Source organism: Streptomyces sp. NBC_00887 (genome assembly GCF_045207585.1).
Map to the genome: position 1 here is coordinate 4,962,603 of NZ_CP108788.1, position 19,450 is coordinate 4,982,052.

The following is a 19,450-nucleotide window of genomic DNA, read 5'->3' on the forward strand; positions in this document are numbered from 1 at the left end:
CTGACGGGCGGGCGCGGCGGCGGGGCGCCCGCCCGCCAGCCCCGTACGGCCTGCGGGAGACGCGGAAACGGGGAGGGCCCTGTACAGGTCGCTACGCGCGTAGATATGCTCATGTGGTGACCATGCCCACCACTGCACCTGCATTCGCCGACGCGACGGCGTCCGACAGTGCGCTGCGCCGCTTCCTGCACGGGCTGCCCGGCGTCGACACCGTCGGCCTCGAAGCGCGCGCCGCCTCTCTCGGTACCCGATCGATCAAGACGACTGCCAAGGCGTACGCCATCGATCTCGCCATCTCGATGATCGACCTGACGACGCTGGAAGGCGCGGACACCCCGGGCAAGGTCCGGGCTCTCGCCGCCAAGGCCGTCAACCCCGACCCCACCGACCGCACGACTCCGCGCACCGCCGCGGTCTGCGTCTACCCCGACATGGCGGCGACCGCCGCCGCAGCACTGGCCGGCTCCGGAGTGAAGGTGGCGTCCGTCGCGACGGCCTTCCCCGCCGGGCGCGCCGCGCTGGACGTCAAGCTCGCGGACGTCCGCGACGCCGTGGCGGCAGGGGCCGACGAGATCGACATGGTGATCGACCGCGGAGCCTTCCTCTCCGGCCGTTACCTGAAGGTGTACGAGGAGATCATCGCCGTGAAGGCCGAGTGCGGCTCGGCCCGGCTGAAGGTGATCTTCGAGACCGGCGAGCTGTCCACGTACGACAACATCCGACGGGCCTCCTGGCTCGGGATGCTGGCGGGCGCGGACTTCATCAAGACGTCGACCGGCAAGGTCGGGACCAACGCCACGCCGGCGAACACGCTGCTGATGCTGGAGGCCGTGCGCGACTTCCGGGAGCAGACCGGTGTGCAGATCGGCGTGAAGCCCGCGGGCGGAATCCGCACGTCCAAGGACGCGATCAAGTTCCTGGTCCTGGTGAACGAGACCGCGGGCGAGGACTGGCTGGACAACCACTGGTTCCGCTTCGGCGCCTCCAGCCTGCTGAACGACCTGCTGATGCAGCGCCAGAAGCTCAGCACCGGCCGTTACTCCGGCCCCGATTACGTGACGGTGGACTGATCCCCATGGCAACTGCATTCGCATACGCACCGGCTCCGGAGTCCCGCTCCGTCGTCGACATCGCCCCCTCGTACGGCCTCTTCATCGACGGCGAGTTCACCGAGGCCGCCGACGGCAAGGTCTTCAAGACGGTCAGCCCGTCGTCCGAGGAGGTGCTCTCCGAGGTCGCCCGGGCCGGCGCCGAGGACGTGGACCGGGCCGTGAAGGCCGCCCGCAGGGCGTTCGAGAAGTGGTCGGCACTGCCCGGCTCCGAGCGCGCCAAGTACCTGTTCCGGATCGCCAGGATCATCCAGGAGCGCTCCCGCGAACTGGCCGTCCTGGAGACCCTGGACAACGGCAAGCCGATCAAGGAGACCCGCGACGCGGACCTCCCGCTGGTCGCCGCGCACTTCTTCTACTACGCGGGCTGGGCCGACAAGCTCGACCACGCCGGCTACGGGGCCGACCCGCGCCCGCTCGGTGTGGCCGGACAGATCATCCCGTGGAACTTCCCGCTCCTGATGCTCGCGTGGAAGATCGCCCCGGCGCTCGCCACCGGCAACACGGTCGTGCTGAAGCCCGCGGAGACGACCCCGCTCTCCGCGCTCTTCTTCGCCGACATCTGCCGCCAGGCGGGCCTCCCCAAGGGTGTCGTCAACATCCTGACGGGGTACGGGGACGCGGGCTCGGCCCTCGTCGAGCACCCCGACGTCAACAAGGTCGCCTTCACGGGTTCGACCGCGGTCGGCAAGGCCATCGCCCGCCAGATCGCCGGCACGGGCAAGAAGGCCACGCTGGAACTGGGCGGCAAGGGCGCCAACATCGTCTTCGACGACGCGCCCGTCGACCAGGCCGTCGAGGGCATCGTCAACGGGATCTTCTTCAACCAGGGCCAGGTCTGCTGCGCGGGCTCGCGGCTCCTCGTCCAGGAGTCCGTCCAGGACGAGGTGCTGCACTCCCTCAAGCGCCGTCTGTCCACGCTCCGCCTCGGCGACCCGCTGGACAAGAACACCGACATCGGCGCGATCAACTCCGAGGAGCAGCTCTCCCGGATCACCGCGCTCGTCGAGACGGGCGAGGCAGAGGGCGCCGAGCGCTGGTCCGCCCCGTGCGAACTGCCGTCCTCCGGCTACTGGTTCGCGCCGACCCTGTTCACCGGCGTCACGCAGGCGCACCGGGTGGCCCGCGACGAGATCTTCGGTCCGGTGCTTTCGGTGCTCTCCTTCCGTACGCCGGACGAGGCCGTCGCCAAGGCCAACAACAGCCAGTACGGCCTCTCGGCGGGCATCTGGACGGAGAAGGGCTCCCGCATCCTCGCGGTGGCGAACAAGCTCCGTGCGGGCGTCGTCTGGGCCAACACGTTCAACAAGTTCGACCCGACCTCGCCGTTCGGCGGATACAAGGAGTCGGGCTTCGGCCGCGAAGGCGGCCGCCACGGTCTGGAGGCCTACCTCGATGTCTGACGGACGACTGAGCGTCTTCAAGACCTACAAGCTGTACGTCGGGGGCAAGTTCCCCCGCTCCGAGAGCGGCCGGGTGTACGAGGTGACGGACTCCAAGGGCAGGTGGCTGGCGAACGCCCCGCAGTCCTCCCGCAAGGACGCGCGTGACGCCGTCGTGGCCGCGCGCAAGGCGTTCGGCGGCTGGTCGGGAGCGACCGCGTACAACCGCGGCCAGGTCCTCTACCGCGTCGCGGAGATGCTGGAGGGCCGCCGGGAGCAGTTCGTACGGGAGGTGGCGGACGCCGAGGGGCTGTCGAAGTCCAAGGCGGCGGCCGTCGTCGACGCGGCGATCGACCGCTGGGTCTGGTACGCGGGCTGGACCGACAAGATCGGCCAGATCGTGGGCGGGGCGAACCCGGTCGCGGGGCCGTACTTCAACCTGTCCACCCCGGAGCCGACCGGTGTCGTCACGGTCCTGGCCCCGCAGGAGTCGTCGTTCCTGGGCCTGATCTCGGTGATCGCCCCGGTGATCGCCACCGGTAACACGGCGGTCGTCATCGCCTCGGCCGACGCCCCGCTGCCCGCACTCTCGCTGGGCGAGGTGCTGGCCACCTCGGATCTGCCGGGCGGTGTGGTGAACATCCTGTCGGGGAAGACGGCGGAGCTCGCCGCTCCGCTGGCGTCCCACCAGGACGTCAACGCGATCGATCTCACGGGTGCCGTCGCGGGCAGCGAGCTCGCGAAGGATCTGGAGATCGCGGCGGCCGACAACGTGAAGCGGGTTCTTCGTCCACAGGCTGTGGACGGCACGGACTGGACCGCCGATCCGGGCACACGCCGCCTGACGGCCTTCTTGGAGACCAAGACGGTCTGGCACCCGACGGGCGCCCTGGGAGCCTCCGGCTCCTCGTACTGACGCTCAATAGCCCTCTGGGCGCACGCAGGGCCGCTCCCCGGGGCGGCCCTGCGTGCTGTGCGCGTGCGTACGTGCGCGCTGTGCGCACCCTGCGCGCGTCAGCCGGTCATCAGGCCGGTCGCCTGTCCCACCCCGGGCAGGTCACCGAGCGCCGCGCCACTGGTCAGCGGGTCGGTCACGAAGGCCGTGGTCACCGGCTTGAAGTCGGCGACCTGGGTGCCCGCGGCATTGTCCAGCGGGTCCACTCCCGTCCCGGCCAGCGGGTCGAGCTGCAGATCGGTGACGGGGACGACGGCACCGGCGAGCCCGTAGCCGAGCGCGCTGGTCAGCGCGGGCGCGGCGGCGTCGCTGACCGCCCCGAGGGTGCTGTCCGCGCCGGTGGCCGGAGCGGCGGGCAGCGGTGCCGCCTGGGCCGCCGCACCTCCCGCACCGAGCGCCGCGCCCAGCGCGGTAAGGGTCAGACCGGCGCGCAGCAGGGCGCGGCGCCGGGGCTTGGAAAGTGCATGACGTGCCATGTTTTCCCACCTGATCGAGGCTGGTTGAGTAATCATTCGTGCACGCAGAGTAGTTGAGGTGTGATGCTCGATACCAACAGGACCTCCCGGGGATCCCCTGCGCGGGTCAATGCCTCACACTTCTGTTCTGTGAGTTCCCAACCGATCCCCACTCGAGTCGTGCTGCTCGCCGGTCCCTCCGGCTCCGGCAAGTCCTCCCTCGCCGCCCGTACCGGTCTTCCGGTGCTGCGGCTGGACGACTTCTACAAGGAGGGCAACGACCCGACGCTGCCTCTGGTCACCGGCAGCACGGACATCGACTGGGACTCGGGGCGGTCCTGGGACGCGGACGGGGCGGTCGCCGCCATCGCCGAGCTGTGCCGCACCGGGCGTACGGACGTCCCGGTGTACGACATCGCCACGAGCTCCCGGGTCGACCGTGAGGCGCTCGACATAGAGCGCACACCCCTGTTCGTCGCCGAGGGCATCTTCGCCGCGGACATCGTGGAGCGCTGCCAGGAACTGGGGCTGCTCGCGGACGCGCTGTGCCTGCGCGGGCGCCCGTCGACGACGTTCCGGCGGCGGCTGCTGCGGGACCTGCGCGAGGGCCGGAAGTCAGTTCCGTTCCTGCTGCGGCGCGGTTGGCGCCTGATGCGGGCCGAGCGGCGCATCGTGGCCCGCCAGACCGCGCTGGGCGCGTACCCGTGCGGCAAGGACGAGGCCCTGGGCCGCCTGGCCGCGGCCGCCGCGGGCCGCTGCCGCCGGACGACGGCGGCTGCGGCCTCACCGGCCCCGCCCGCGTCCTGACCGGGGGAGCAGGGTCCGCTTCTAGCTTCTCCGGCGATCGGGGAGCGGTGTCCGGGGCGGAGCCCCGGCGGGAGCCGGCGCGGGCCGACCGCCGAACTGATGTGATTCGGACCGCACAACGCACAACGCAGCGGGGCCGGACAGGACCCCCCGGCCCGTCCGACCCCGCCACGTACTACCCCCGTACCGCTGCTTCCCCCGAAGCCGCGGCCCGTTCCCCCCGTACCGCTGCTTCCCCCGAAGCCGCGGCCCGTTCCCCCCGTACCGCTGCTTCCCCCGAAGCCGCGGCCCGTTCCCCCCGTACCGCTGCTTCCCCCGAAGCCGCGGCCCGTTCCCCCCGTACCGCGGCTTCCCCCGAAGCCGCGGCCCGTTCCTCCGTTCCCCCTGCGCCTCAGGCCACCAGCTCGCCGAAGGACTCCTCCTCGTCACGGCCGAAGCTGAGGACCTCGTCCTCGCGCAGCCGGCGGAGCGACCGCCAGATGCTCGACTTCACCGTGCCGACACTGATGTCGAGGATGGACGCGATCTCCGGGTCCGTGCGGCCCTCGTAGTAGCGGAGGACCAGCATCGTGCGCTGGAGTTCCGGCAGCCGTGCGAGGGCCTGCCAGAGCACCGCCCGCAGCTCCGTGCCGCGCATCGCGTCCGTGTCGCCCACCGTCTCCGGCAGCTCCTCGGTCGGGTACTCGTTGAGCTTGCGCCTGCGCCAGGCGCTGATGTGCAGATTGGTCATGGTGCGGCGGAGGTATCCGCCGACCGCCGCCTTGTCACTGATCCTGTCCCACGCCCGGTACGTCGAGAAGAGGGCGCTCTGCAGCAGATCCTCCGCCTCGAACCGGTCGCCGGTCAGGTGATAGGCGGTCGCGTACAGGGAGGCGCGGCGCTCCTGGACGTAGGCCGTGAACGCCGCTTCGGCGTCCTCGGTCCGCTCCAGCGGCTTCCGCTCCCCCGTGACCTCCCCGTACGCGGTTCCCCCGTTTCCCCCGTGGCCCCCGTTTCCCCCCGTGGGCGCGTCGACCATCGTCAGGTACGACGAGTACTGACGCCCGGCGCCGCGGAAGCACCCCCGCCCTCCCCCGGCGCCGGACTTCTCCGGGCTCCGGACGTCGTGGAGGCGCGTGACAACTGCGCTTGAGGTGGTGCTGTGCAGTGCGTTCATCTCGCGCCCCCCGTCGGTGGAGTCCGTTCGTTCCGTGTGCCAATGAGCTTGCCGGGGCAGTTTCATGGCGCTGTCCCCCGACTGTCACAGGCCTGTCACAGGGCATGTTGACCGCGTCCCAGGGCCTCGGGAGTGCATGGGGAGACAGATCCGGTAGGGGGGTTTGTCGAACTGCGGCACCACCATGGGCCAGAATGACCTCCGTGCCTTTCCTGTTGCTGATCGAGGACGACGACGCCATCCGCACGGCCCTCGAACTCTCGTTGTCACGCCAGGGCCACCGTGTGGCCACCGCGGCGACGGGAGAGGACGGCCTGGACCTGCTCAGGGAGCAGCGGCCTGACCTGGTGGTGCTGGACGTGATGCTGCCCGGGATCGACGGTTTCGAGGTCTGCCGGCGCATCCGGCGGACCGACCAGCTGCCGATCATTCTGCTGACCGCGCGCAGCGACGACATCGACGTCGTGGTGGGGCTGGAGTCCGGCGCGGACGACTACGTGGTGAAACCCGTACAGGGCCGGGTTCTCGACGCCCGTATCCGTGCGGTGCTGCGGCGTGGGGAACGGGAGTCCACCGACTCGGCGACCTTCGGGAGCGTCGTCATCGACCGCTCGGCGATGACCGTCACCAAGAACGGGGAGGACCTGCAGCTCACGCCGACCGAGCTGCGGCTCCTGCTGGAACTGAGCCGCAGGCCCGGCCAGGCCCTGTCCCGACAGCAGTTGCTGCGGCTGGTGTGGGAGCACGACTACCTCGGTGACTCGCGGCTCGTGGACGCCTGTGTGCAGCGGCTGCGCGCGAAGGTGGAGGACGTGCCGTCCTCGCCGACCCTGATCCGGACCGTGCGCGGCGTGGGCTACCGGCTGGACTCGCCTCAGTGAGTGATTCCGCGAAACGCTCCATACTCGCGGGTCTTCGCTGGACCAGCCTGCGGCTGCGGCTCGTTGTCGTGTTCGCGCTGGTGGCACTGACAGCCGCGGTGTCCGCGTCGGGCATCGCGTACTGGCTCAACCGTGAGGCCGTCCTGACGCGTACGCAGGACACGGCGCTCGGCGACTTCCGGCGGCAGATGCAGAACCGGGCGGCCTCGCTGCCGCTGCAGCCCACGGGCAGCGATCTGCAGGACGCCGCCGGGCAGATGGCGAACAGCGGCCCCGGCTACCACGTGCTGCTGGTCGATTCCCATGACGGCAAGCCGATCGTCGGGTCCTCCGACATCGACGCCTTCACCAAGCTCGACGTACCCGCGTCGCTCCAGCGCCAGGTGAACAAGAAGCAGCCGCTGACGTCGAGCAACACCCATGAGTACCACCTGTTCTGGCAGCGTACGAGCATCGGCGGCACGCCGTACCTGGTGGCCGGCACGAAGATCATCGGCGGTGGTCCCGCGGGCTACATGCTGAAGTCGCTGGACCAGGAGCGCCAGGACCTCAACTCGCTGGCCTGGTCCCTGGGCATCGCCACCGCGCTGGCCCTCGTCGGCTCGGCGCTCCTCGCGCAGGGCGCGGCAACGACCGTGCTGCGCCCCGTGCAACGGCTCGGGGACGCGGCCCGCAAGCTCGGCGAGGGGAAACTCGACACCCGTCTCGTGGTCTCCGGCACCGATGAACTCGCCGATCTCTCCCGCACGTTCAACAGGACGGCGAGCTCCCTGGAGAAGAAGGTCGCGGACATGACCGCGCGGGAGGAGGCGAGCCGCCGGTTCGTCGCCGACATGTCGCACGAGCTGCGGACCCCGCTGACCGCGATCACCGCGGTCGCCGAGGTGCTGGAGGACGAGGCCGACAGCCTCGATCCGATGATCGCGCCCGCCGTGCACCTGGTGGTGAGCGAGACCCGGCGGCTGAACGACCTGGTGGAGAACCTCATGGAGGTCACCCGCTTCGACGCGGGTACCGCCCGGCTCGTCCTGGACACGGTCGACGTGGCCGACATGGTCACCGCCTGCATCGACGCTCGCGCCTGGCTGGACGCGGTCGATCTCGACGCGGAGCGGGGCATGATGGTGCGGCTCGATCCCCGCCGGCTCGACGTGATCCTGGCGAACCTGATCGGCAACGCGCTCAAGCACGGCGGCTCGCCGGTACGCGTGGCCGTGCGGGCCGACGACGACGAGCTGGTCATCGAGGTACGGGACCACGGACCGGGCATCCCCGAGGACGTCCTGCCCCATGTGTTCGACCGCTTCTACAAGGCGAGTGCCTCGCGCCCGCGTTCCGAGGGCAGTGGTCTGGGTCTGTCGATCGCGATGGAGAACGCGCACATCCACGGCGGTGACATCACGGCCTCGAACTCGCCGGACGGCGACGGCGCGGTGTTCGTGCTCCGGCTGCCGCGCGACGCGGAGCGGCTGACCGGTGCCCCCGGGGACGACGACCCGGACCGGAACGAGAAGGGCAGCGCGAAGTGATACGCAGCGACCGCGCGTACGACGCGCCCCGCACGGGATCCTCCAGGCGGGGCCCCGGCCGGGCCGCCGCCGCGCTCACGGCCGCCGTGGCGTGTGCGGCACTGGCCACCGGGTGCGGCATCAGGAGCACCTTGGTGCCGGTCGACGCGGGGGCCGCGCCGTCCCGGATGCCGTGCCGCACCTCGGCTGCGGCGGCGACCGCGCAGCCGCTGGAGAGTATCCCGGTCCACGTCTACCTGGTCTGCGCCTCGCAGCTGGCGACGGTGGAGCGCACGGTGGAGGTCGACGAGTCCAGCTCCGACCGGGTCCGCATGGCCCAGTCGCTGCTCGGCGAGCTCCAGCGGGTGCCGACCGCCGAGGAGCAGCGCGCCGGCTTCTCCACGGAGGTGCCGACGGATCTGCGGGTCACCGCGGCGCGCAAGGGCGACCCGGAGGGCACGCTGCGCCTCAGCGAGCAGCCCGAGGACCTGCCCGCGCAGGCGCTCGCGCAGGTGGTGTGCTCGTACGCGGAGAGCGAGTCGCTCAGCTCCAGAGGGTCGGTGCTCCTCGGCGGGCCGGGGAACTACACCCCACGGGGTTATCTGTGCACGACGGAGACGAAGAGCCGTCCGGGGAACGTTCCGACGCTGGGTGCGGTCGAGCTGCCCTGAGGGCCGTGTCCGGGCCCGGTTCCGCTCCCCGTGCCGCTCGTCACAGATGCTGCCTGCAACCGGGCGGAACCGATCCTGCCGGTCGCGGCGTCTTGGTGCACGTGCGTCACAGTTCGGACGGCAGCGCCGTCATCCGCTTCCGCGCGGCGGGGGTCCTCCTCCTCCTCGCGCATCTGCTGTTCGTCGGCTGGCTGACGCTGCGCCCGCTGGACGTGCCCTGGGTGACGGCCGCGAATCTGCAGCCGTTCGCCGGGATCAGGGCGGACCTGGCGTTCGGCCCCGTCGAGGCGGCGCGCCGGATCGGTGAGGGGCTGCTGCTGCTGGCTCCGCTGGGCGTGCTGCTGCCGATGGCGGGGGGGCGGCTGCTGGTCTCCCCGTGGGCCTCGCTGGCCCGGACCGTCGCGGCCGGGGCGCTGATCTCCATGGCCATCGAACTGGGCCAGACCGGGGTTCCGGGGCAGGTCGTCGATGTCGATTCGATGCTGCTGAACACCGTGGGTGTCGCGCTCGCCCATCTGCTCGTCGTTCCGGTGTCCCGGGCGCGGCTGCGCCGCGGGAACCGGGCCGGCGCCGGGGACCTGGCCCGTCTCAGGGGCGAGGCCCGCTTCAGGAGCGAGGCTCCTCAGGGGTCGACCCCGACGATTTCCAGGGTCGGCATCGCCCCGTAGAACGACGTTTGCACCCCTTCGCGGAGCCACTATGGAGGTACCGGGAGCGCAACGGAGCCGCCCCCGCAACGGTTCGCGAAGGAGCCCACCATGGCCGCACCTGTCCGCCCCGGTGACGGACGCATGATCGGTGGAGTGTGCGCGGCGCTGGCACGGCGCTTCGGCACCTCCGCAAGGACCATGCGGATCATCTTCCTGGTCTCGTGCCTGCTTCCCGGCCCCCAGTTCCTGGTCTACCTGGCGCTGTGGCTGCTGCTGCCGTCGGAGAAGACCTCGTCCGCGACGGCCTGGTGACCGGCGGGACCACGGGGTACGGAACACGCAGAACACGATGGGGCGCACACCCGGACCGGGTGCGCGCCCCGTTCGTGTGTGCGGGGCGGTCAGCCGCCGAACGGCAGGGCGCCGGGCGGCAGGGCACCCGTCACTCCGCCCGCGGGCATGCCGCCGAGCAGGTTGGTGCCCGGCGCCGAGACCTCGCTGCCGCCGCGCTGCTGGTTGAGGAAGCCGCTTGCCGCCTCCTGCACGGCAGGCAGCGCGTCAGTCACTGAGTCGAGCGCGACACCGGCCGGAAGCGCGCCGGCGGCGGCGTCGACGGGCAGGGAGACCGCGGAGGCGCCACCAGCACCGGCGGCAGCGAAAGCGGCACCGAGAGCGGCGACACCGAGGGTCCTGACAGCAGACTGCTTCATGTGAACTTCATCCTTGGGGAAGGGGATGTGAGCGGCTCTGCAACGTAGTCATCGCTCCGCCCTTCCCGCAAACACGCCAAAACACGGAAAAAGGCCGGGATCCGAAGATCCCGGCCGTTTCCCTTGTGGCTCCCTCAGCCTGCCACCGACGAAGAACCGCTGGTCGCAGCCGTCTGACGGAAGAGCCACTCGGACTTCAGCTCCGCGTATCCGGGCTTGACGACGTCGTTGATCATCGCCAGACGTTCATCGAAAGGAATGAACGCTGATTTCATCGCATTGACTGTGAACCACTGCATGTCATCGAGCGTGTATCCGAATGTCTCGGTCAGCCGCTCGAATTCCTGGCTCATACTGGTCCCGCTCATCAGCCGGTTGTCCGTATTCACCGTGGCGCGGAAATGCAGCTTCCGCAGCAGCCCGATGGGGTGCTCCGCGTACGAGGGCGCGGCACCGGTCTGGAGGTTGGAGGTCGGGCAGAGCTCCAGCGGGATCCGCTTGTCCCGTACGTAGGAGGCGAGGCGGCCCAGCGTCACGCTGCCGTCCTCGGCGATCTCGATGTCGTCGATGATGCGGACGCCGTGGCCGAGCCGGTCGGCGCCGCACCACTGGAGGGCCTGCCAGATCGACGGCAGCCCGAAGGCCTCGCCCGCGTGGATGGTGAAGTGGTTGTTCTCGCGCTTGAGGTACTCGAACGCGTCGAGGTGCCGGGTGGGCGGGTAGCCCGCCTCGGCGCCCGCGATGTCGAAGCCGACGACACCCAGGTCGCGGTAGCGGTTGGCGAGTTCGGCGATCTCCAGGGCGCGGGCGGCGTGCCGCATGGCGGTCAGAAGGGCGCCGACGCGGATGCGGTGGCCGTTCGCACGGGCCCGGCGCTCGCCCTCCCGGAAGCCCTCGTTGACCGCCTCGACGACCTCTTCGAGGGTCAGGCCCGCGGTGAGGTGCTGCTCGGGCGCGTACCGCACCTCGGCGTAGACGACGCCGTCCTCGGCGAGGTCCTCGGCGCACTCGGCGGCCACCCGGACCAGGGCGTCGCGGGTCTGCATGACGGCGCAGGTGTGGGCGAACGTCTCCAGGTAGCGCTCCAGCGAACCGGAGTCCGCCGCCTCGCGGAACCAGAGGCCGAGTTTGTCGGGTTCCGTCTCGGGCAGCGCGTCATAGCCTTGCGCGAGCGCCAGTTCGACGATGGTGCCGGGGCGCAGGCCACCGTCGAGATGGTCGTGCAGGAGCACCTTGGGCGCGCGGCGGATCTGGTCGGGTCCGGGGACATTCAGGGTCTGGCTCGTCATTCGGGCACTCTAGCGCCTACGCGCGTAGAGCGCGTGTAGGGCGCCGGCTGCCGATGCGTAACAGTGACCGCGATGTCGGGTGGAATACACCTGCCCTTCTGACACTGTTCTGTCATGGCACAGCGCGCACTTCCCCTGCCTGCTGCGAGGCTGGGACGGGCCGTCCACACGGCCGGAGCACCAACTGAGGTCAGCGGCGTGGTCCTGCTGCTCCCGGACGGCGAGACGCACTCACAGCGCCGCCCCTCCACCTTTTCGTACGCGATACAGCTGCCGTTCGCCCGGATGCTGGCGCGGGCCGGCCAGGGCGACGGTCTCGCCGTGCACGTGGTGCACTACCGCCGCCGCGGCTGGAACACCGACGGCGACCCGGTACCGGACGCGGAATGGGCCGCCGACGAGGTCGTTCGCCGCTACGGCGACATCCCCGTCTGCCTGGTCGGGCACGGGATGGGAGGCCGGGCGGCGCTGCGTGCGGGCGGGCACCCCGCTGTCACCTCCGTGCTGGCGATGGCTCCCCGCCTGCCCGGCTCCGAGGCACCGGAGCCCGAGCCGGTGAAGCACCTGGCGGGGCGGCGGGTGCTGATCGTGCACGGCACGAACGACCTGCGGACGGATCCCGAGCTCTCCTACCGGCTGGCCGAGCGGACCAAGAAGACCAACCGGGACACCTGCCGTTTCGAGGTCCACTCGGACGGGCACGCCCTGCGGCAGCACCGGGCCGAAGTCGTGGCGCTGGCCGCGGACTTCATCCGCGGTTCGCTGTTCGCCGGGTCGTACGCGCGGCCGGTCGCCGACGCGTTCGCCGCGCCGCCTCCGCTGGGGCTGCGGATGCCGCTGGCGGCGGGGTTCGGGCAGTCGCTGCGCCACTGAGCGGCTGGGCGGCGGCAGTTGCCGCGATCAGTCCGGGAGCAGGTTCCCCCTGCGCGACAGCAGGAAGTGTTTGAAAGCGGCCACCGGTGGCGTGTCCGGGTGGCCGTCCAGCCATGCGACCCCGATCTCACGGGCCGCGCGCGGGGCCGTGACCGTCAGTTCGACCACGCCCGGCCTGGCGACCGCGGGCGGCGGGAGCAGGGCCACCCCGAGCCCTGCCGCGACCAGGCCGCGCAGCGTCTCGGCCTCCTCCCCCTCGAACGCGACGCGGGGCGTGAAGCCGGCTTCCGCGCAGAGGTCGTCGGTGATCCGCCGCAGGCCGTAACCGGGTTCGAGGGTGACGAACGTTTCGTCGGCGGCCTCGGCCAGCCGGATGCGGCGGCGGCCCGCCAGCCGGTGGTCGTCGGGTACGACCAGCCGGAGCCGCTGCTCGTCCAGGCGGCGGGTCACGAGATCCGGGGCGTCGGGGACCGGCGAGGTGAGGCAGAGGTCGAGGTCGCCCGCGCGCAGGCGCTCGATCATCGCCTCGCCGTAGTTCTGGACGAGCTGGAAGCGGACCCGGGGGTGGTCTGCCCGGAAGGCGCGGATCAGGGCGGGCACGGTCTCGGAGCCCATCGTGTGCAGGAAGCCGAAGGCGACCTTGCCCGCCGTCGGGTCGGCGTCCGCCCGTACCGAGTCGGCGGCCTTCTCCACCTCGGCCAAGGCGCGTTCGGCGGAGCCGAGGAAGGTGCGGCCCGCCGGAGTGAGCGAGACGGTGCGGCCACGTCGGGCGAACAGGGCGACGCCCAGGTCCTGTTCGAGTCTCACCATGGCCCGCGACAGTGTCGACTGCGGGACGCCGAGCTCGTGCGCGGCCCGGGTGACGTGCTCGTGGCGGGCCACCGCCTCGAAGTACGCAAGGCGTGGCGCGAGCACGGAGCGAATGTCTTCTTCGTAACTACTCGGTGACAGCCGAGGCCGTGAGCTGTGTTGATGCACCATGGGAACGATTATGACGAGTTCATGCATTGGACGCATGAAACGCCGGGCCCTACGTTCGGGGTATGCCTCCTGCCAGTACCGGGGCGCCCACCATCGTGCTGGGCGCCTCCGCTCCGTCATTGCCCGTCGCCGCCGTCCCCACCCCGGACCCGGACCGCCTCGAGCCGGGCCGACCCGGCTACCGCCGGATGAGCTTCGCGCTGTTCGCCGCCGGGGTCGCGACCTTCGCACTCCTCTACTCCACCCAGGCGCTGCTGCCCGCCGTCTCCGCCTCCTTCGGCGCCACGGCCGGCCAGGCGAGCTGGACGGTCTCGGCGGCGACCGGCGCGCTGGCGCTGTGCGTGCTGCCGCTGAGCGCCCTCTCGGAGCGCTTCGGGCGGCGCCAGATGATGACGGCGTCGCTGACGGTCGCGGTACTGGTCGGGTTGCTCGTCCCGTTCGCCCCGTCGCTCGGCTGGCTGATCGCGCTGCGCGTGATCCAGGGTGCGGCGCTGGCCGGACTGCCCGCCTCCGCGATGGCGTACCTGGCCGAGGAGGTGCGGCCCAAGGCACTGGTGGCCGCGATCGGCCTGTTCGTGGCGGGCAACAGCATCGGCGGCATGAGCGGCCGGATCCTCGCCGGATGGGTCGCCCAGCTGTGGGGCTGGCGCGCCGCGCTCGGCGCGATCGGGCTGCTCGCCCTCGCCTGCGCGGTCGTCTTCCACTTCATGATCCCGAAGGCCCGTAACTTCACCCCCGGTTCGCTGAACCCGAGGGCCCTGGCGAAGACGGTCGGCGTACACCTCTCCGACCCGCTCCTGCGCCGGCTGTACGCGATCGGCGCCCTGTTCATGACGGTGTTCGGCGCGGTCTACACCGTGATCGGCTACCGGCTCGTCGGGGCGCCGTTCAACCTCCCGCAGGGCATCGTCGGTTCGATCTTCCTGATCTACCTCGTCGGCACGCTCTCGTCCGCCGCGGCCGGCCGCCTGGTCGCCCGGCTGGGCCGCCGCGGGGCGCTCTACCTCGCCGTCTCCACCACGGCCGCGGGTCTGCTGCTCTCCCTGGCAGACGTGCTCGCCGCCGTCCTGCTCGGCCTGGTCCTGATCACGGCCGGCTTCTTCGCCGGGCACGCCGTCGCCTCGTCGTCGGTGAGCCGTACGGCGACGACGGGCCGCGCCCAGGCCTCGGCGCTGTACCAGTCCGCCTACTACCTGGGCTCCAGCGCGGGCGGCACGCTCGGCGCCGTCGCCTTCCACACCGGGGGCTGGGCGGGCACGGTCTTCCTGGGTCTCCTCGCGGTCCTCGGCGTGGTCTCGATCACGCTGTACGGGAGCCGGGCCGCACGGGCGGAGCGCCGCCCGGCCGTCCCGTCGGCAGCAATGCAGAACTGAGACCTCCGCACGCACAACCACCGCTCCCCCACGCGCGTCCAACAGGGACAGACACGGCGCGGACGCGCGAAGGGGAGCAGGCGTACATGACAATCTCGGGGAAGATACGCACCGGCGCGGGGACACGGCGCGGAGTCGCGCTGTCCGTCGCCGGTCTGGTGGCCGCACCGGCCATCGTCCTGGGCACCGGGACCTCCGCCCAGGCGGCCTCCTGCACGGCGGCCAAGGGGCCGTACCAGATAGAGGTCGAGAGGAACCTTCGGCTGCCCGCCGACGGCCGGCAGTCGACGGCCGACTGCATTGCGATCCGTTCGTACCAGGTGGCGAAGGGCATCACCCCGGCCATCGGATACGCCGGTCCGGTCACCTGGCGCACGATGAAGACGATCGCCGCCCAGAAGGCGGCCGGGAAGAACCCCAACGCCGCGAAGAAGTGTCCCACCGACAAGGGGCGCATCGCGTGCGTGGACCTGACCCGGCAGCTGACCTGGATCCAGGACGGCAGCAAGCTGAAGTTCGGCCCGGTGCCGGTGCGGACGGGCCGCAACGGCGCGGAGACGCGGACCGGCGCGCGGAAGATCTACTGGCGCAGCATCAACCACTGGTCGACGCTCTACGACGTCCGGATGCCGTACGCGCAGTTCTTCGACGGCGGTCAGGCGTTCCACTCGGTCACCAAGTCCATGTACAACAACCCCGGCTCGGCAGGCTGCGTCAACATGCGCCCGGCGGACGCGAAGTCATACTGGAACCTGCTGAAGAACGGCGACGACGTCTTCGTGTACGGACGCAAGCCCGGCACCTGAGCAGCGGTTTCCGCGCTTCCCGCCCGATTGTCAGTGGCCTGCGGTAGCTTCCACGGTGCTGAGTGAGCGGTGTCACAGCACGACTGGGTGAAGCGATGAGGGATCTGACAACCACGGCCGGGGCGAGTATCGACAGCCGTCTGGAGGGACACCGGACCGAGCTGACGGGCTACTGCTACCGGATGCTCGGTTCGGCCTTCGAGGCGGAGGACGCGGTCCAGGACACGCTCGTGCGTGCCTGGCGCAACGTCGACAAGTTCGAAGGCCGTTCCTCGCTGCGCTCGTGGCTGTACCGGATCGCGACGAACGTCTGCCTGGACATGCTGAACGCGGGCAACAAGCGGGCACGGCCGGTCGACCTGACCGGCCCGACGCCGCTGGCGCAGGCGGCGCTCAATCCGCTTCCGGGGAACACCTGGCTCGAGCCGATGCCGGACGGCCGCATCCTGCCTTCGGTGGCCGACCCGGCCGAGGCCGCCGTGGCCCGTGAGTCGGTGCGCCTCGCCTTCGTCGCCGCACTGCAGCACCTGCCGCCCAAGCAGCGCGCCGTGCTGATCCTGCGCGAGGTCCTCGCCTGGAAGGCGAGCGAGGTCGCCGAGCTCCTCGACACCTCGGTCGCCTCGGTCAACAGCGCCCTGCAGAGGGCACGGGCGACGCTGGCGGACACGGACAGCTCGGCCCGGGACACCGCGAACCCGCTGGACGACGAGCAGCGCAAGCTCCTCGACCGGTACGTGGCGGCCTTCGAGGGGTACGACATGGCGGCGCTGACCGCGCTGCTCCATGAGGACGCCGTGATGACCATGCCGCCGTTCGACCTCTGGCTGCAGGGGCACGAAGACATCACGGGCTTCATGCTCAGCATCGGCGCGAGCTGCGCAGGCTCCCGGCTGGTGGCGACCGAGGCCAACGGGTCCCCGGCCTTCGCGCACTACAAGCCGAATCCCGACGGGCCGGGCTTCGTGCCGTGGGCGCTGCAGGTCATCGACATCTCGGAGGGTTCCATCACCGGGATGCACTGCTTCCTGGACACGCCGCGCTGGTTCCCGCTGTTCGGTCTCCCCGACCACCTGGAGGCGGACGCCTCGTGAGGGTGCGCAGACCGCTGGTGATCGGCTGGGCACTCCTCACGGCGGGCGGCTGGGCGGTGACGATCTGGCTCGGCGAGCCCACGGCCACCGCCGGGCCGAGGCCCTCCCCCTCTCCGAGCTCTCCGGCCGACGCCGAGCCGGGACCGCAGCCCGAAGGCCCGTGCTCGGCGTCCCGGGCGGGGCCCGGCGCCACACCGTCGCCGGACCCCAGCACGTGGTCGACGAGCGTCGAGCAGGGGGACGGCCGGGTGGTGCAGCACCTGTGCGACTACGCCGTGGCCACCCGCTGACCGAGGGACGCCAGGGGCACCGGATCAGACCGGATCCCGCTCCGGGCCCCGCGCCTGGTCCGCACCACCCAGGCCCACCACATCGGCCAGCCCCACGAGGTCGAGCAGCGCCCGGAGTTCGCCCGGTACGTTGCGCAGCCGCAGCTCGACGCCACCGGCCCTGCGCGCGACGAGCCCCAGCCGGGCCAGCACCTCGACCAGGGCGAGGTCGGGGCGCAGGACACCGCCCACATCGCAGTCCACCGCCGCGGGCGGACCGGCGTCCTCGCGGCCGCGCAGCAGTGCCTCCAGCTCGGCGCAGAGTCCCGGCACATCGGCCCTGGTGATGCGGCCGGTGAGGACGAGAGCGTTCGGGTTCATGGCATCCACACCACAGAGACCGGCGTGGCGCCCGAAACTCATCGCTCCGGCGGGCGTGTGTCTCAGCTCACCGGGAACATTCCCGTGTTCAGGTCCAGCCCGAACGGCTTGGGCAGCGACAGCGTCTCGCCGTACTCGACCGCCTCCAGGACCCGGTAGGTGCCGTCGCTCGGCTCCCCGTACAGGGTGGCGGTCGGGCGGCCCGTGTGCCACGGGTCGAGGAGCAGGAACAGCTCGATGCCGGCCTTGGCGTATCCGTGCGCCTTGCCGATGCGGTCGTGGTTGGCGTTGGCCGGTGACGTGATCTCGACGACGAGCCGGACTTCTTCCGCCGGTACGCGATTGCCGGGCCCGGACGCGACCTCCCGCGGCAGGACGACGAGATCGGGGATGTACAGACCCGCCCGTCCCGGCACGGAGACACCGAGGGTCTGGTAGATCCCCCAGTCCTCCGGGATGACGGCGTACAGCCTGCGCTGCAGCAGCTCTGCGGTCGTGTTGTGGTCCTTGGACGGCGGTGGCGACACGGTGACGATCCCCTCGATGATCTCCACCTTGCAGCCCTCGGGCGCGTCCGTCTCCTCCCAGATACGGACGAGGTCGTCCCAGTCCTGGCCGTGACCCGGCCCGGGATCGACAGTGAGTGCGCTCATGGCGGTCTCCTCTTATCGGTGCGTCACCGAGTCCAGCATGCCGAACGGGACCGGTGGTGGTCCACCGGTCCCGTTCACCCGAAAGGGAAAGCCCCAGGTCAGGCGATACGTTCCCGCACGACCGGCGTGGCGGCGAACGGCGTGCCGGCCGGAGCGATGTCGTACGAGCCGGGCAGTGCCTTCAGCGCGTACTCGAACCTCTCCGGAGTCTCCGTGTGCAGCGTCAGCAGCGGCTGGCCCTCGGTCACCGTGTCACCGGGCTTGGCGTGCAGCTCGATGCCCGCACCCTCCTGCACCGGGTCCTCCTTGCGGGCACGGCCCGCGCCGAGGCGCCATGCGGCGACCCCGATGTCGTAGGCGTCCAGGCGGGTCAGTACGCCCGAGGACGGGGCCGTCACCACGTGCTGCTCGCGGGCGACGGGGAGCTCGGCGTCCGGGTCTCCGCCCTGGGCGGAGATCATGCGGCGCCACACGTCCATCGCGGAGCCGTCGGCGAGTGCCTTCTCCGGGTCGGCGTCCTTGAGCCCGGCCGCGTCGAGCATCTCGCGGGCCAGCGCGAGGGTCAGGTCGATGACGTCCTTGGGGCCGCCGCCTGCGAGGACCTCGACGGACTCGCGTACCTCCAGGGCGTTGCCCGCGGTCAGGCCGAGCGGGGTGGACATGTCGGTGAGCAGCGCGACCGTCCGTACGCCGCTGTCGGTGCCCAGCGCGACCATGGTGGAGGCCAGTTCGCGGGCGTCCTCGATCGTCTTCATGAAGGCGCCGGAACCGACCTTGACGTCCAGGACGAGCGCGCCCGTGCCCTCGGCGATCTTCTTGGACATGATCGAGCTGGCGATGAGCGGGATGGCCTCGACGGTGCCGGTGACATCGCGGAGCGCGTACAGCTTCTTGTCGGCGGGGGCGAGTTGGTCGCCCGCGGCGCAGATCACGGCGCCGGTGGTATCCAGGACGTGCAGCATCTCGGCGTTGGTGAGGTGTGCCCGCCAGCCGGGGATGGACTCCAGCTTGTCGAGGGTCCCGCCGGTGTGGCCGAGGCCCCGGCCGCTGAGCTGCGGCACCGCGGCGCCGCAGGCGGCGACCAGCGGGGCGAGCGGCAGCGTGATCTTGTCGCCGACGCCGCCGGTGGAGTGCTTGTCGGTGGTGGGGCGGGAGAGCGCGTCGAAGTTCATCCGCTCACCGGAGGCGATCATCGCGGCGGTCCAGCGGGCGATCTCGGTGCGGTTCATACCGTTCAGCAGGATCGCCATGGCCAACGCGGACATCTGCTCGTCGGCGACCTCGCCGCGGGTGTACGCGTCGATGACCCAGTCGATCTGCTCGGGGCTCAGCTCGCCGCGGTCCCGCTTCGTGCGGATGACGGAGATGGCGTCCATGTCCTTGGAGTCCTTCCGGCCGGTACGTACGCAAGAGTCCCGAATGACTCTACGCGCATAGAGATTCCTGTTCA

Annotated in this window: 22 protein-coding genes; 14 read left to right on the plus strand and 8 right to left on the minus strand. The window is 71.0% G+C overall.

Annotation, left to right across the window (positions count from 1 at the left end):
• Positions 1 to 122 precede the first annotated feature (122 nt).
• From deoC to OG844_RS22490, 3 genes are read left to right on the plus strand one after another with little or no spacing between them, the layout of a single operon-like run.
• Entirely contained in the window at positions 123 to 1,070 is a 948-nt protein-coding gene (gene deoC / locus OG844_RS22480) for a deoxyribose-phosphate aldolase (RefSeq protein ID WP_351179787.1), read from the plus strand.
• 5 nt (positions 1,071 to 1,075) lie between these two features.
• Positions 1,076 to 2,512 carry an aldehyde dehydrogenase family protein gene (locus OG844_RS22485; protein WP_406392605.1) on the plus strand — a complete coding sequence of 479 codons (1,437 nt, stop codon included), beginning with the start codon at positions 1,076 to 1,078 and terminating at the stop codon, positions 2,510 to 2,512.
• Positions 2,505 to 3,407 (plus strand): aldehyde dehydrogenase family protein, encoded by a 903-nt coding sequence (locus tag OG844_RS22490; RefSeq protein ID WP_406392607.1) that lies wholly within the window; start codon positions 2,505 to 2,507, stop codon positions 3,405 to 3,407. Before OG844_RS22485 ends, OG844_RS22490 begins: the two co-directional genes overlap by 8 nt.
• A gap of 98 nt (positions 3,408 to 3,505) precedes the next feature.
• On the opposite strand, the gene OG844_RS22495 is transcribed toward OG844_RS22490, so the two are convergent.
• Entirely contained in the window at positions 3,506 to 3,922 is a 417-nt protein-coding gene (locus OG844_RS22495) for a hypothetical protein (RefSeq protein ID WP_406392608.1), read from the minus strand.
• A gap of 63 nt (positions 3,923 to 3,985) precedes the next feature.
• On the opposite strand from OG844_RS22495, the gene OG844_RS22500 reads away from it, so the two are divergent.
• A complete protein-coding gene (locus OG844_RS22500; protein WP_406392610.1) occupies positions 3,986 to 4,708 on the plus strand; it encodes a uridine kinase in 723 nt (240 codons plus the stop codon).
• 391 nt (positions 4,709 to 5,099) lie between these two features.
• Here the strand turns inward: OG844_RS22500 and OG844_RS22505 are convergent, their stop codons facing one another.
• Complete coding sequence (locus OG844_RS22505; protein ID WP_406392611.1) at positions 5,100 to 5,864, minus strand: SigE family RNA polymerase sigma factor; 765 nt, start codon at positions 5,862 to 5,864, stop codon at positions 5,100 to 5,102.
• 203 nt (positions 5,865 to 6,067) lie between these two features.
• Between OG844_RS22505 and afsQ1 the strand changes: the two genes are divergently transcribed.
• The 5 genes from afsQ1 (at position 6,068) to OG844_RS22530 (ending at position 9,886) form a co-directional block, all read left to right on the plus strand.
• Positions 6,068 to 6,745 carry a two-component system response regulator AfsQ1 gene (gene afsQ1, locus OG844_RS22510; protein ID WP_198959609.1) on the plus strand — a complete coding sequence of 226 codons (678 nt, stop codon included), beginning with the start codon at positions 6,068 to 6,070 and terminating at the stop codon, positions 6,743 to 6,745.
• Complete coding sequence (locus tag OG844_RS22515) at positions 6,742 to 8,274, plus strand: ATP-binding protein (protein ID WP_406392612.1); 1,533 nt, start codon at positions 6,742 to 6,744, stop codon at positions 8,272 to 8,274. Before afsQ1 ends, OG844_RS22515 begins: the two co-directional genes overlap by 4 nt.
• Positions 8,271 to 8,924, plus strand: a complete 654-nt coding sequence (locus OG844_RS22520; RefSeq protein ID WP_406392614.1) for a hypothetical protein — start codon at positions 8,271 to 8,273, stop codon at positions 8,922 to 8,924. Before OG844_RS22515 ends, OG844_RS22520 begins: the two co-directional genes overlap by 4 nt.
• Before the next feature lie 95 nt (positions 8,925 to 9,019).
• Complete coding sequence (locus tag OG844_RS22525; RefSeq protein WP_406392616.1) at positions 9,020 to 9,592, plus strand: VanZ family protein; 573 nt, start codon at positions 9,020 to 9,022, stop codon at positions 9,590 to 9,592.
• Positions 9,593 to 9,682: 90 nt separating this feature from the next.
• Positions 9,683 to 9,886 (plus strand): PspC domain-containing protein, encoded by a 204-nt coding sequence (locus OG844_RS22530; protein ID WP_406392618.1) that lies wholly within the window; start codon positions 9,683 to 9,685, stop codon positions 9,884 to 9,886.
• An 89-nt stretch (positions 9,887 to 9,975) separates the two neighbouring features.
• Here the strand turns inward: OG844_RS22530 and OG844_RS22535 are convergent, their stop codons facing one another.
• Positions 9,976 to 10,284 (minus strand): hypothetical protein, encoded by a 309-nt coding sequence (locus OG844_RS22535; protein WP_406392620.1) that lies wholly within the window; start codon positions 10,282 to 10,284, stop codon positions 9,976 to 9,978.
• 134 nt (positions 10,285 to 10,418) lie between these two features.
• Positions 10,419 to 11,573: an adenosine deaminase gene (locus OG844_RS22540; protein WP_406392622.1), complete on the minus strand. Its 1,155-nt coding sequence runs from the start codon at positions 11,571 to 11,573 to the stop codon at positions 10,419 to 10,421.
• Between the two features lie 114 nt (positions 11,574 to 11,687).
• Between OG844_RS22540 and OG844_RS22545 the strand changes: the two genes are divergently transcribed.
• Positions 11,688 to 12,446: an alpha/beta hydrolase gene (locus OG844_RS22545; protein WP_406392624.1), complete on the plus strand. Its 759-nt coding sequence runs from the start codon at positions 11,688 to 11,690 to the stop codon at positions 12,444 to 12,446.
• A 27-nt stretch (positions 12,447 to 12,473) separates the two neighbouring features.
• Here OG844_RS22545 and OG844_RS22550 read toward each other — a convergent pair whose 3' ends face one another.
• Positions 12,474 to 13,427: a LysR family transcriptional regulator gene (locus tag OG844_RS22550; protein ID WP_406392625.1), complete on the minus strand. Its 954-nt coding sequence runs from the start codon at positions 13,425 to 13,427 to the stop codon at positions 12,474 to 12,476.
• Positions 13,428 to 13,489: 62 nt separating this feature from the next.
• Here OG844_RS22550 and OG844_RS22555 point away from each other — a divergent pair, with 62 nt between their 5' ends.
• The 4 genes from OG844_RS22555 to OG844_RS22570 all read left to right on the plus strand — a co-directional run bounded on the left by OG844_RS22555 (position 13,490) and on the right by OG844_RS22570 (position 16,987).
• Positions 13,490 to 14,800, plus strand: a complete 1,311-nt coding sequence (locus OG844_RS22555; protein ID WP_406392627.1) for an MFS transporter — start codon at positions 13,490 to 13,492, stop codon at positions 14,798 to 14,800.
• A gap of 86 nt (positions 14,801 to 14,886) precedes the next feature.
• Positions 14,887 to 15,606, plus strand: coding sequence for a L,D-transpeptidase (locus OG844_RS22560; protein WP_406392628.1), 720 nt, complete (start codon positions 14,887 to 14,889; stop codon positions 15,604 to 15,606).
• 95 nt (positions 15,607 to 15,701) lie between these two features.
• The gene (locus OG844_RS22565; protein WP_406392629.1) at positions 15,702 to 16,697 is read left to right on the plus strand and encodes a sigma-70 family RNA polymerase sigma factor; all 996 of its coding nucleotides are present in this window, start codon (positions 15,702 to 15,704) and stop codon (positions 16,695 to 16,697) included.
• The gene (locus OG844_RS22570) at positions 16,694 to 16,987 is read left to right on the plus strand and encodes a hypothetical protein (RefSeq protein WP_406392630.1); all 294 of its coding nucleotides are present in this window, start codon (positions 16,694 to 16,696) and stop codon (positions 16,985 to 16,987) included. The genes OG844_RS22565 and OG844_RS22570 overlap by 4 nt, the downstream gene beginning before the upstream one ends.
• 24 nt (positions 16,988 to 17,011) lie before the next feature.
• Here OG844_RS22570 and OG844_RS22575 read toward each other — a convergent pair whose 3' ends face one another.
• The 3 genes from OG844_RS22575 to OG844_RS22585 form a co-directional block, all read right to left on the minus strand.
• Positions 17,012 to 17,389 (minus strand): STAS domain-containing protein, encoded by a 378-nt coding sequence (locus OG844_RS22575; RefSeq protein ID WP_406392632.1) that lies wholly within the window; start codon positions 17,387 to 17,389, stop codon positions 17,012 to 17,014.
• Between the two features lie 20 nt (positions 17,390 to 17,409).
• On the minus strand, positions 17,410 to 18,000 hold the full coding sequence (locus OG844_RS22580; protein WP_406392634.1) for a Uma2 family endonuclease: 591 nt from the start codon (positions 17,998 to 18,000) through the stop codon (positions 17,410 to 17,412).
• A gap of 98 nt (positions 18,001 to 18,098) precedes the next feature.
• The gene (locus OG844_RS22585; protein ID WP_406392636.1) at positions 18,099 to 19,376 is read right to left on the minus strand and encodes a thymidine phosphorylase; all 1,278 of its coding nucleotides are present in this window, start codon (positions 19,374 to 19,376) and stop codon (positions 18,099 to 18,101) included.
• Positions 19,377 to 19,450: the final 74 nt, after the last annotated feature.